The organism is Sphingobacterium phlebotomi (genome assembly GCF_008180195.1).
Taxonomy (GTDB): Bacteria; Bacteroidota; Bacteroidia; order Sphingobacteriales; family Sphingobacteriaceae; genus Sphingobacterium; species Sphingobacterium phlebotomi.
Window position 1 is genome coordinate 724,564 of the sequence record NZ_VTAV01000001.1, and the last position, 11,811, is coordinate 736,374.

An 11,811-nucleotide genomic window follows, 5' to 3' on the forward strand; every position below is an offset into this window, starting at 1 on the left:
TCAAGTCAGACGATTGTTATTAAATTTGTTTTGATGTAATTTGTTGTGTTACAGCTTTATAAAATTATATGTTTTCAAAATCAGAGCCTTTTTCTTTGAGGGCATCAAGTCTGGGGTGTACCGATTTGATCTCGGGATTGGGGTAGTCGTCTTCGATTAATCCGTCGCGCATACGGACGATTCGATGAGCATGTTGTGCGATATCTTCTTCGTGGGTGACCAATATAATAGTATTACCTCTCGAATGTATATCTTCCATCAATCCCATGATTTCAATGGATGTTTTTGTGTCTAGGTTTCCCGTAGGTTCGTCTGCTAAAATAATGGAAGGGTCATTGATGAGGGCACGCGCTACGGCCACTCGCTGCCGTTGTCCACCGGATAGCTCGTTAGGTTTATGATCTACACGATTTCCCAATCCCACGTTGTCCAAAGCATGTAAGGCCTTTTCTTCCCGTGCTTTTTTACTGTAACCGGCGTAAATCAATGGGAGTGCTACGTTTTCCAAAGCCGAATTTTTCGGTAAGAGATTGAATGTTTGAAAGACAAAACCGATTTCTTTGTTACGAACCTCTGCCAATTCGTTCTCGCTCATTTCTGAAACGTTAATGTTGTTCAGTATATACTGGCCCTTAGTTGGCGTATCTAAACAGCCTAAGATATTCATCAAAGTAGATTTGCCGGAACCAGATGGTCCCATGAGGGCAACAAACTCACCCTTTTTTATGTTTAAGGACACCGACTTTAGGGCGTGTATTCTTTCCGCTCCGATGATGTATTCTCTTCCAATATCTTCTATTTGAATTAAATAATGCTCTTCCATGCGTTTCGCGTTAAGTGGGGATAAGATACAATTTATTTGTTACAGATGTTCCATACTTCCTTCATTTTGTGGTAGACCTCAGCTTCTAAGGAGCCGAAGACCTCACCACCTTCCGCATTTGAAGCAATAGGAGTGAGTACTTTCACGTGGATGACGCCGGGTTTTGCACCATGGGTTTTTCCATCATCCCATAATAGTTGCCACGCATCTTGAATGACAATGGGAAGAATGGGCGTCCGATTTTCACAAGCCATTCGGAAAGCACCGGACTTAAATCGGTGCAGGAGCGGGGGATAATTGTCATCAATTCTACCCTCTGGGAAAATAGCCAATGATTTACCCTCTTGGAGAAGTTCGAGTGCCCTTTTGTATGCTTTGAAGGCCGATATTTTACTGTCTCTTTTGACCGGTATATCGATGGTCTCAAAGAATATGCGCGTAACAGGATTTTTCAGAAGTTCTATTTTTCCCATAAAGGAAAAAGGAGATTTACACAGATAGTTTAAAATGGTAATATCAAGAAAAGAGGTATGGTTGGCACATAGTACATAGTTTTTGGACCAGTCAATAGGTGTTTCATATTCTACGCGGATACGGATGCCGATAGCATAGATTCCCGCTAAGCTTATCCATCTCCGAAAAGCAACCAATTTTTGATAGTGTTTTTTTGGATCTCTAGCGAAATAAAATAGAAACGGATAGCCCAATGAAAAGAAAAATAGGACAGCCGCAAAATATGCATAAAGATGTACCTTTCTTAAGAATCTGGTCATATTTAAACAGTAGAGACACGATGGCTGTCTATCCGACAGGTAAACACGGCGTCTCTACAATTATAATCTATTATTTGTTTAATTCCGCATAATATTTAAAGAATAGGGGGATCGTTTCGATACCTTTCAAATAGTTGTCTATGCCATATTTTTCGTTCGGTGAATGTAAATTATCGCTGTCAAGTCCAAAACCCAATAATACAGTCTTTACGTTAAGTTCTTTCTCAAATAGCGCGACGATTGGGATGGAGCCGCCGCCACGAGTTGGGATAGGCTTTTTGTTGAATGCTTCCTCTAATGCTTTCTCGGCGGCTTGATAAGCAATACTATCGGTTGGTGTTACGACCGGTTCACCCCCGTGATGCGGTGTTACCTTTACTTGTGCGTAAGCGGGAGCGATACTTTCAAAATGTTTTTTGAATAGATTGGTGATCTTTTCTGAACTTTGATTAGGAACCAATCGCATGGATATTTTAGCGTGAGCTTTAGCAGGTAATACGGTTTTTGCTCCTTCACCGATATATCCACCCCATATACCGTTCACCTCTAGTGTCGGACGGATTCCGGTGCGTTCGATCGTGGTATAGTCTTTTTCTCCCCACACCTCGTTAATGCCTAAATCTGCTTTGTATTCTTCGATATCAAAAGGGGCTTTGTTCAGCGCTTCCCTTTCTTCCTTGCTCAATTCTACGACATCGTCATAAAATCCGGGGATGGCAATATGGTTGTTTTCGTCGTGTAAGGAGGCTATCAGTTTGGCAAGGATGGTTGCAGGGTTGGCAACAGCTCCACCATAAACGCCCGAATGTAGGTCGCGGTTTGGTCCGGTCACTTCTACTTCCACATAAGAAAGTCCTCGCAATCCCGTTTCTAGAGAAGGTTGTTCAAGGCTGATCATGGACGTATCGGAAATGACAATGACATCATTCTTTAGTCGCTCTTTATTTTCTTTGACAAAAGTTCCTAAATTGGCGGAACCCACTTCCTCTTCGCCTTCGATCATAAATTTGATGTTACAAGTCAAGGTATTGTTTTTCATCATGTATTCGAATGCCTTGACATGCATATAGAATTGTCCTTTATCATCCGCAGCTCCTCTTGCATAAATTTTCCCATCGCGGATGGTAGGTTCAAATGGAGGGGTATCCCATAACTCCAATGGATCCGCAGGTTGTACGTCATAATGTCCGTATACCAAAACGGTCGGAAGAGACGGATCTATAATCTTTTCTCCGTAAACGATGGGGTTTCCTGCTGTTGGGCAAACTTCTACCTTATCAGCGCCTGATTCTTTTAACTTATCAGCAACAAAGTTTGCCGTATTTACAATGTCTTCTTTGTATTTGGAATCGGCACTAATGGATGGGAAACGTAATAATGCGAATAATTCTTCTAAAAATCTATCCTTATTGGATTGGACATATTCTTTTATTGTTTGCATAATGTTGTGTTTTTACAAAGTTACCAATTATAATTTTCATTAGAATAAATTGTTTTATCTCCTTTTGTTTATGGTAATTTATGCAGGTTTTATTTTTTTTCTGTAATGGATGAGACAAATTTAAGATGTTAAAAAATGCTAAAGATTTCGAGAAAAAATGAATTGTAATGTAATTATAATATTTTAGTAGGGTCGTTAGTTTATGAATTTTAGCTACCAATTTAATGAAAAGACTATCTGTACCGTTTTTTATATTCTTGCTCCTAACTTGTTTTATTCATTTGCAAGCGCAAACAAAAATCACGGGTAAGGTCTTGGATGAAAGTGATCAAACTTCGCTTGTCAACGCTACGATTATGTTGTTGCAGTCGAAAGACTCTATTCTGGTGGATTACACGAGAGCCGATGAAAATGGAGGATTTAAGCTACTTAAACCAGATACCATTCCATATCTACTGATTGTGAGTTATCCGAAATACGGCGATTATTTTAAACATATTGAGGATGACGACGATGTAAATTTAGGCGATGTAAAATTGACGAGCATAAGCCATTTAATTGAAGAGGTTATTGTGACCGGTAGAATCCCCGTTGTTATAAAAGGGGATACCACGGAATATGATGCATCGAGTTTCGTCGTAGAAAAAAATGCTAAAGTTGAAGATTTATTAAAGGTATTGCCTGGCATTTCGGTGGATGCTGATGGGAAAATTACAGCACAGGGAAAGACGGTAGAGAAGGTATTGGTCGATGGAGAAGAGTTTTTTGGTGATGATCCGACGCTCGTGACGCGTAATATCCGTTCGGATATGGTGGACAAAGTACAATTATACGAGAAGAAATCAGAAGAAACAGAACGGACGGGCGTGGATGACGGAGAACGCATACAGACCATCAACGTAAAATTGAAAGAAGATGCTAAAAAAGGTATGTTTGGTAAAGTAGAAGCTGCGGGGGGAACGGATGATTTTTATTTAGGAAAGCTCGCACTGAACAAATTTAATGGCAGCCAGAAAATCGGAGCCTATCTTATGGGTGCTAATGATGGCAACCTAAGTTTAAATTGGGAAGAAGCAGAGAAATTCGGTATGTCGAATATGGAGACGGGAATGACAGATGATGGCGGCATGTATTTTTACTCATCAGGTGATGGTTTCGATTATTGGGATGGAAAAGGTAGGCCTCAAGCACTAAGTACCGGTTTCAGTTTTCTAGACGCTTGGAAAGAAAACAAGCATAAATTAAACGGGAGCTATAAATACGGCATGATTCAAAATGAAGTGGGGGAGAGCTCCCTATCCAGAAATAGTTTGCCGGATAATGAAGAACTAAATACATCCAGTACATCCAATAGAGAAACGGATGCGCGCAGACATCGCTTTAATTCAAAGTACGACTGGAAAATAGATTCATTGACCACCCTTACGCTCAATCTATCCGCATCAAAAGGTAAATCAGAGTCGAATAGTTATACCCGGGCCGAGTCATGGAACCAGGATGGTGCTGCGATAAACGACAACCAGCGAGCGGAAAGCTCCATCTCCGATAATACGGATTTTAACTACCGCGGTTATCTTACGCGACGGTTCAAAAAAATGGGGCGTTCGATATCCTTTCGATTTGGCGGTAATGTCAGTGATAACAAAGGGTCTGGCTTTTTGAATTCAACCCTGAACATCTATGACGAGGAGGGGAATACGCAGAGAGATACAACAGACCAACAAAAAGAAATGAACCGGCAATCAAATAGTATAACCACCTCGTTAACGTATACCGAACCGATTACTTCCAAATTGAACTCCTCGATCGGATATGAGTATAATATGTCTAGAGCGCACGCCATCAATACCTCCTATAATGGCGATGGCGAAGGTAACTATACGGACTTCGATGAGGAATTTAGTAGTGATTTTAATTTTAATACGGTTAGAAATGCGGTGAATGTGGCCGTTAACTATAAGCTGGAAAAATTTGAGGCTAATTTCACGAATAACTTTCGGAACGATGATATGTTCCAGCAAAATAATTACGAAGACCTCAACGCGAGCCGTGACTTTTTTACGTACAATCCTTCTGCAAGATTACGCTATAATTTAAGTAGCAATAAAAGGATCGGGTTTCACTATAATCATTCGAATACGCTGCCCTCGCTTTCCCAGATCCAGCCACTCCGACAGAACCAGGATCCTTTAAATATCGTTGTCGGAAACGAGGATCTGACGCCGGCGCGCAACGACCGATATAATATGTATTACAGCAATTATAATATGATGAAGGGTACGAATTTATATGTCGATATGGAGTGGAGGCAAACCAGAAATGCCATTCAACAGAATGTCATGATTGAAAATGGTGTGCGGACGTTATTTTATGAGAATTTGGACGGATATGTAACGAATAACGGACGGATATGGTTGGGAGGAGGTTTCGATGTTAGTAAGAAAATGCGGTTAAAAGCGCGTGTTTCTGGGAACGGAAGCTATAATAATTATTATAATTATATTAATTCAGCGTTGAACGAGAATACGAACTATGATTACTCTTTTGGGCTAAATCTTTCTAAGAATACAACAAAGAATATTGATTTCAACGTTGGTTTCTATCCCGGTTGGCGGTTGATGGAAACTTCCTTGCAGCCTGAATTGAACAGTTCCGGGTTTGTTTATCGCACCAGCGTTTGGTATTCTTGGAAATTGCCTTGGAAGCTAAGTTTTTACGGAGATATGTCCTATAATTATGAAGCACCAACGAAAGCGCTGAACGAGAAATTTGAGCTCTTGTTGTTCAAACCGGGGATATCAAAGAAGTTCTTAAAAGATGAAAGCCTTGCCGTGGATGTCTACGTTAATGATATTTTTAATCAGAATAAGGGGTTCAGACGATTTCAATCGGGCAGTATGATCTCACAAAACACCTATAACACGATATCGCGATATTTTATGCTGAAGGTTAGTTGGGATTTCACATCCATGAAAGGAGGAAAAGAATGATGAAACAGGTAATCTATTTGATTGGCATTATAGCTGTTTTTGTCACGGGAACAGCAGAAGCACAACATGCTTATTTTCCTACAGAGGGTACGATCCTTTATGACAAGACCGTGCATGTCAAAAACCTGCTTAGACGACATATCTCCACGCTAAAAGACGATGACTTTAGCAAAAATTACTTTCAGGAACTGCAGGATAGAGTTTCGGAGACCGCTGTGTTAAAGAAAAAAGTTTCTTTCCGTGGACAGGAAATGAGTATGGAAAATGTTCCCGAAACTTACGATCCCATCATCAATAATCTGCTTCAGATGGGGCTGCTTGATTATCAGCAAACCCTTTATCAAGACCTGTCTAAATCCGCTTTAAAATCCACTTTTGAGTTGGGGGGATCTCCGGTGCTTATCCAGGATTCACTGCTTCAAGTAAAGTGGAAGATCACGAATGAATATCGTAACATCGCGGGTTATGATTGCCGTAGAGCAAATGGGGTTACGTTAGATTCGGTGTATGTGGTGGCATTCTATACCGACCAAATTCCGATATCGGCAGGTCCAGGTACAATACACGGACTTCCCGGAATGATTTTGGGATTAGTTGTACCAGAGCAACATTTCAATATTTATGCTACAGATGTGAAGTTCGGTTCTCCTACCCTAAAGACGGCTGTGGGTCGAAAAAGAGATAAGCCGATGACGCGTAAAGAAGCGCAAAGTAGATTAAAAGACATTCTCGGACGTTGGATGACCGATCAACAATTTAACTTGTTATTGGCCGCTATGTTTCTTTAGCAAATTATTCCCAGGGCGTTCATGATTTCCATTACGGCATACAAAAAAACCCGATTGTACACACAATCGGGCTTTTATAAGCGAAAAGCCAAAAGACTATTTCTCGGAATTTTTCTTCGCCGTCACTTCGTTACGAAGTTCCTGCGCTAACGTTTTGATTTCTTGTAAACCTTTACGTACACGTGTTCCTGCAGCAGAATTACCATTGTTAAAGAATTTGTCTGCATCTCCTTCGATTGATGCTACTAAGTCTTTTAGTTTGTTGTAGTTTTCCATTTTTAAAAAGTAATTTAGTTTTTATGAATATTATATTTTAAGCTGATTCTAAATACAAGCTAAATATACAAAAACAACGTTTTAAAGTGCAATTTTTGTATTAAAATCGAAAAATAAATTTCGTTTGAAGGTATTATTCGACAATTTTTAGCTCATCAATGATGTTTTGTGCTCCTGCAAATTTATCGATAATGAATAATACATAACGAATATCTACCGATATGGTACGTTGTAAAACCGGGTCGAAAATTACATCGCCAGCCATCGCCTCTATATTTCCATCAAAAGCCAAGCCAATAAGTTCGCCGTTTCCATTTAATACGGGAGAACCAGAATTACCGCCTGTTATATCTTGGTCGCTCAAGAAATTCACGGACATATGACCGTCTTTATCAGCGTAACGTCCATAGTCTTTCGCCTCATATAAATCCATCAAGCGTTGGGGCAAATCAAACTCCTCGTCGCCGGGTTGATATTTCGCGATCGTACCTTTTAAGGTGGTGTAGTTATTGATTTTAGCATCATTACGCGAATCTTTCGGCAAGGCCCGAATGGTTCCATAGGTCAACCGTAAGGTAGAATTCGCATCTGGATAATACTTTCCTTTGGGATTGGCCTCCAACGTACCCGCAATGTATTTACGGTAAGCCGACTGGAACGTGTCTTCCAAGGCTTCTATTTCTGGCGTTTTTTCACGGTATTTATCCATTAAAGCGGTAGAAATCAAATACAGTGGGTCGTTATCAATCGCTTCTACGGATGGGTTGACCAAGAATGAATGTAGTCGGTCAGCCGAAGCAAAAATGCTTTGGTCGAATGCCGTTTGAACTTCTGTTTGGAAATTGCCATTATTTTTGGAGGCAAGCTCTTGTATATAGGGCGCAATATTTCCCGCTTTTGCAGCGTAAAGATTGAGTTCATCCGATAAAACATCCATTTCCAATGGAAGATAGATATTCTCAAATGTCTCCGCAATTCCATTTTCCAGACGCGGGAGCATATCTGCACGACCCTTTTCATTAGCAGCAGCATATTGTTTTAAAGCACTTCCCAGACTATACGGGAGTGGAGCAAACGTCGAGGAACGAAGCATGCCGATCAGGTAGTTGTCATGCCTTGCTTTTTCATTGGTGGCGGCATAATAAGTGTCGATGTCGGAAAGAACATCGCCGTATTTTTCCCTATTATTTTTTTTGTTTGCCCATTTTTGGAACTTCTTTTCTTGCTTGCGTTTGGTTGCTGCAGTTCGGTGTTTTGTTAGTGCATCAATCATTCCCTGGCGGTTTTTCCAATAGTTTGCAACACCGGAATAGGTGGAAGCATAATTTAATTTTACCGCTTGGTCGTTGTCCATGTGCTTCTTCATCGCATCCATTCCTACTTTGGAAGCTTCTACCCACGCCGGATATGCATAATGCACATTTTGATCTATTCCCGCAGCAGGCATCCAGCGATTCGTACGACCTGGATAACCTAAAATCATCGAGAAATCACCTTCTTGAAACCCTTTAATGCTGATGGGCAAGAAGTGCTTCGGTGTTAGCGGTACATTGTCTTCTGAATAAGCTGCGGGATTACCATCTTTGTCAGCATATACGCGGAAAACAGAAAAATCACCCGTATGTCTGGGCCATTCCCAATTGTCGGTATCACCGCCGAATTTTCCAATGCTATTGGGAGGTGTTCCTACTAAACGCACGTCCGTATAATCTTGGTAAACGAAGTAGTAGTATTCATTTCCGTTGTAAAACGACTTGACGGAAACAACGTATTTGCCATTTTCGCTATTCTCTTGTTCGATTTTAGCAATCTCCTGGTTCACCATTTTTTCACGCTCTTTTTCGTCCATGCCATCATTCACCAGGCTCAGTATGCGCTGTGAAACATCATCCATCCGTACAAAGAAGCGAACCGATAGGGATTTGGGCTTTAATTCTTCTTCCAATGATTTCGCCCAAAATCCATTTGTTAAATAATCATTCTCCGGAGAAGAAAGTTCTGCAATCGCACCATAACCACAATGGTGGTTTGTAAATACCAGCCCTTTGCCCGAAACGATTTCCGCGGTACATCCACCGGCAAACTGTACAATAGCATCTTTCAGCGATGAATTATTGATGCTATAGATTTCTTCGGCCGTCAGTTGCAGCCCTTTTTTTTGCATATCTGCCTCGTTTAGGCGTTTCAAATGCATTAAAAACCACATCCCCTCATCAGCGAAAGTGGTCATACTCACCGTGGTAAGGAGTATAAAAATCCAAATTTTCTTCATATTCAACCAATTTTGATATGCAAATTTGATTTAATTCCTTATTAAATCAAAATAATAGTGCTTTTCCGTATCTTTGTTCGATGGCATCATTTGAAGATTTTAAGCTCAACAAGCAATTGCAAAACGCGATTGCGGAAGCGGGCTATACTGTTCCTACGGAAATTCAACAAAAAGCAATCACACCTATTCTTGCCGGGCAGGATGTGATGGGAATTGCGCAAACGGGTACAGGAAAAACTGCCGCTTTCGTGTTGCCGATGCTCATGAAATTGAAATATGCGCAAGGGAATGACCCTCGTGCCTTGATTATATCACCAACACGTGAGTTGGCGATGCAGATTGATGAACATATCCGTTTATTTTCCACTTATCTCGATTTGCGTACCGTGTTGTTATATGGTGGTCTAGGGCCTAAGACGCAAAAGGAGCAATTAGCAAAAGGATGTGATATTATTGTAGCTACACCGGGACGTTTTCTCGATCTTTATCTAGAAGGTGATATTAACACCAAATCTTTGAAATTCTTAGTGATGGATGAAGCCGATAAGATGATGGACATGGGATTCATCGGTAAAATCCATCGGATATTGGAAGTTGTGCCCCGAAAAAGGCAAAACCTTCTTTTCTCTGCTACGATGAGTGAACTTGTCCGCAAGATAGCAGGGGACTTTCTCGCCTTCCCCACAATCATTGAAGTAACAGAACAGGCGACCCCGGCGCAGACGGTGACCCAAGCGCTGTATGAAGTGCCTAACCTAAAGACCAAACTCAATCTCCTACAACATCTTTTGAAAGATGATGAATCGTTCCACCGGATTATCGTTTTCTGTAAAACAAAAACAGTGGCGGATAATGTTTTCCATTATCTGGAACGAAAATATGGGCAGGAGCAAGTACGGGTTATTCATGCCAATAAAGGGCAGAACACCCGTATAAATTCGATCAATGCCTTTAAGGAAGGGAATATTCGTATTTTGGTAGCAACCGATGTCGCTGCACGTGGTTTGGATGTCTCTAATGTAAGCCATGTGTTCAATTTCGATGTGCCTATTGTAATCGAAGATTATGTACATCGGATTGGTCGGACAGGACGGGCGTTTAATAATGGCGATGCGATTACATTTTGTAACCCGGCTGAAAAATATTATATCGAAAAGATTGAAAAACTTATCCGACAGGAAATACCTGTATATACTATTCCAGAAGAGGTTTTTATTGAAAAAACTGACTTTAACGAGAAGCAGGATATTGCACGTGAAATAGACAATCAGAAACGGAAAGAAGATCCGGATTTTAAAGGGGCTTTCCATGAGAAGAAGCACATACCGAAAGCTAATGCCGGTACAAAAAAGCCGTCGAGAGGAAAAACAACGAGCCATAAAGGAAAACCAGCTAAATTCAGAAAAAAATAATTGATGAAGCTTACACCTTTAAATATCACGTTGGCCTGTGTGCTGGTTTGGGTAATTTCGGAAATGAATTTAGATACCGAAATGACATTCTCGTGGGGTTGGCTAGTTGCACTATGTGTAATTTTGTCGTTGATAGATTTGGGGTTCCGCATGATGTTTAAAGATTTGAAAAAATTGTGGCTTGCCCAGATTGGGTTTATATTAGTAGTGGGAATCTTGATGGTGGTTATCCGAGTGATGTAGGGAATTTGTGGGTTAGGGAGTGAATATTTTGAATATATGAAACAAGCAGAAATAAAACTAAATGTTACGTTAGACGAACAGAACATTCCGGAGCGTATCGATTGGTCGTCGACGGATGGAGAGACTTCAGAAGAAATGCCGTCAAAGGCAATGTTCTTAGCACTATGGGACGCGCAATATAAAAATTCTATGCGTATCGACCTTTGGACAAAGGATATGCCTTACGATGAAATGAAGCGGTTCTTTTATGAAACGCTGCAAACCTTGGGCGATTCTTTTTTACGGGCATCGGGTGGCGATCCTATGGCGGATAAGGTCATTGGTGATTTGCGGGACTACTGTGCTCATTTTGCGGAAAAAATGGAAGTACTGGAGGAAGGAAAATGAACTATTTCTTAGTAAAATCTGAACCGTTTAAATATAGTTGGGAGCAATTCAATAAAGACGGAGAAACGTTTTGGGATGGGGTGCGTAACTATCAGGCGCGAAACAATCTCAAAGCAATGAAAAAGGGTGATCTGGTGTTGTTCTATCATAGTAACGAAGGCAAGGAAGTCGTGGGCATCGCTAAGGTTATTAAAGAATTTTATCAAGACCCGACGACGGACGATGAACGTTGGGTAGTGGTAGATTTAGCGCCTGTCGAGACATTCAAAACACCTGTAACGTTAGAAATGGTAAAAGCTGACCCACTCTTGCAGGATATTGCATTGGTACGTCAAGGACGGCTGTCGGTGATGCCACTGAAAGCAGCAGAATTTGACCGTATCGTCGAGTTGGGGAACGCGTAGCA

General features: G+C 40.9%; 11 protein-coding genes. 6 read left to right on the forward strand and 5 right to left on the reverse strand.

What is annotated here, in order from left to right:
* Positions 1 to 64: 64 nt before the first annotated feature.
* The 3 genes from FXV77_RS02650 to FXV77_RS02660 all read right to left on the reverse strand — a co-directional run bounded on the left by FXV77_RS02650 (position 65) and on the right by FXV77_RS02660 (position 3,037).
* A complete protein-coding gene (locus tag FXV77_RS02650; RefSeq protein WP_148917662.1) occupies positions 65 to 823 on the reverse strand; it encodes an ABC transporter ATP-binding protein in 759 nt (252 codons plus the stop codon).
* A 32-nt stretch (positions 824 to 855) separates the two neighbouring features.
* Entirely contained in the window at positions 856 to 1,596 is a 741-nt protein-coding gene (locus FXV77_RS02655) for a lysophospholipid acyltransferase family protein (RefSeq protein WP_148917663.1), read from the reverse strand.
* A gap of 70 nt (positions 1,597 to 1,666) precedes the next feature.
* A complete protein-coding gene (locus tag FXV77_RS02660; RefSeq protein WP_148917664.1) occupies positions 1,667 to 3,037 on the reverse strand; it encodes a dipeptidase in 1,371 nt (456 codons plus the stop codon).
* 224 nt (positions 3,038 to 3,261) lie between these two features.
* Here FXV77_RS02660 and FXV77_RS02665 point away from each other — a divergent pair, with 224 nt between their 5' ends.
* On the forward strand, positions 3,262 to 6,027 hold the full coding sequence (locus FXV77_RS02665) for an outer membrane beta-barrel protein (RefSeq protein ID WP_148917665.1): 2,766 nt from the start codon (positions 3,262 to 3,264) through the stop codon (positions 6,025 to 6,027).
* Positions 6,024 to 6,815, forward strand: a complete 792-nt coding sequence (locus tag FXV77_RS02670; RefSeq protein WP_148917666.1) for a GLPGLI family protein — start codon at positions 6,024 to 6,026, stop codon at positions 6,813 to 6,815. Before FXV77_RS02665 ends, FXV77_RS02670 begins: the two co-directional genes overlap by 4 nt.
* 96 nt (positions 6,816 to 6,911) lie before the next feature.
* Here the strand turns inward: FXV77_RS02670 and FXV77_RS02675 are convergent, their stop codons facing one another.
* A complete protein-coding gene (locus tag FXV77_RS02675; RefSeq protein WP_148917667.1) occupies positions 6,912 to 7,091 on the reverse strand; it encodes a histone H1 in 180 nt (59 codons plus the stop codon).
* A gap of 133 nt (positions 7,092 to 7,224) precedes the next feature.
* The gene (locus FXV77_RS02680; RefSeq protein ID WP_148917668.1) at positions 7,225 to 9,363 is read right to left on the reverse strand and encodes a S46 family peptidase; all 2,139 of its coding nucleotides are present in this window, start codon (positions 9,361 to 9,363) and stop codon (positions 7,225 to 7,227) included.
* A gap of 80 nt (positions 9,364 to 9,443) precedes the next feature.
* Between FXV77_RS02680 and FXV77_RS02685 the strand changes: the two genes are divergently transcribed.
* Genes FXV77_RS02685 through FXV77_RS02700 form a run of 4 tightly spaced genes read left to right on the forward strand, consistent with a single transcriptional unit; the run spans position 9,444 to position 11,809 of the window.
* Entirely contained in the window at positions 9,444 to 10,775 is a 1,332-nt protein-coding gene (locus FXV77_RS02685; protein WP_148917669.1) for a DEAD/DEAH box helicase, read from the forward strand.
* Positions 10,776 to 10,778: 3 nt separating this feature from the next.
* The gene (locus FXV77_RS02690) at positions 10,779 to 11,018 is read left to right on the forward strand and encodes a hypothetical protein (protein ID WP_148917670.1); all 240 of its coding nucleotides are present in this window, start codon (positions 10,779 to 10,781) and stop codon (positions 11,016 to 11,018) included.
* A gap of 36 nt (positions 11,019 to 11,054) precedes the next feature.
* Positions 11,055 to 11,405 carry a gliding motility protein GldC gene (gldC, locus tag FXV77_RS02695; RefSeq protein WP_148917671.1) on the forward strand — a complete coding sequence of 117 codons (351 nt, stop codon included), beginning with the start codon at positions 11,055 to 11,057 and terminating at the stop codon, positions 11,403 to 11,405.
* Positions 11,402 to 11,809, forward strand: coding sequence for an EVE domain-containing protein (locus FXV77_RS02700; RefSeq protein WP_148917672.1), 408 nt, complete (start codon positions 11,402 to 11,404; stop codon positions 11,807 to 11,809). Before gldC ends, FXV77_RS02700 begins: the two co-directional genes overlap by 4 nt.
* Positions 11,810 to 11,811: the final 2 nt, after the last annotated feature.

Bases quoted from the DNA above. Each gene is read 5' to 3' on its own strand.
- FXV77_RS02690 (WP_148917670.1), top strand. From the start codon at position 10,779: ATGAAGCTTACACCTTTAAATATCACGTTGGCCTGTGTGCTGGTTTGG.
- FXV77_RS02685 (WP_148917669.1), top strand. From the start codon at position 9,444: ATGGCATCATTTGAAGATTTTAAGCTCAACAAGCAATTGCAAAACGCG.
- gldC (WP_148917671.1), top strand. From the start codon at position 11,055: ATGAAACAAGCAGAAATAAAACTAAATGTTACGTTAGACGAACAGAAC.
- FXV77_RS02660 (WP_148917664.1), bottom strand. From the start codon at position 3,037: ATGCAAACAATAAAAGAATATGTCCAATCCAATAAGGATAGATTTTTA.
- FXV77_RS02670 (WP_148917666.1), top strand. From the start codon at position 6,024: ATGATGAAACAGGTAATCTATTTGATTGGCATTATAGCTGTTTTTGTC.
- FXV77_RS02655 (WP_148917663.1), bottom strand. From the start codon at position 1,596: ATGACCAGATTCTTAAGAAAGGTACATCTTTATGCATATTTTGCGGCT.
- FXV77_RS02650 (WP_148917662.1), bottom strand. From the start codon at position 823: ATGGAAGAGCATTATTTAATTCAAATAGAAGATATTGGAAGAGAATAC.
- FXV77_RS02680 (WP_148917668.1), bottom strand. From the start codon at position 9,363: ATGAAGAAAATTTGGATTTTTATACTCCTTACCACGGTGAGTATGACC.
- FXV77_RS02665 (WP_148917665.1), top strand. From the start codon at position 3,262: ATGAAAAGACTATCTGTACCGTTTTTTATATTCTTGCTCCTAACTTGT.
- FXV77_RS02700 (WP_148917672.1), top strand. From the start codon at position 11,402: ATGAACTATTTCTTAGTAAAATCTGAACCGTTTAAATATAGTTGGGAG.
- FXV77_RS02675 (WP_148917667.1), bottom strand. From the start codon at position 7,091: ATGGAAAACTACAACAAACTAAAAGACTTAGTAGCATCAATCGAAGGA.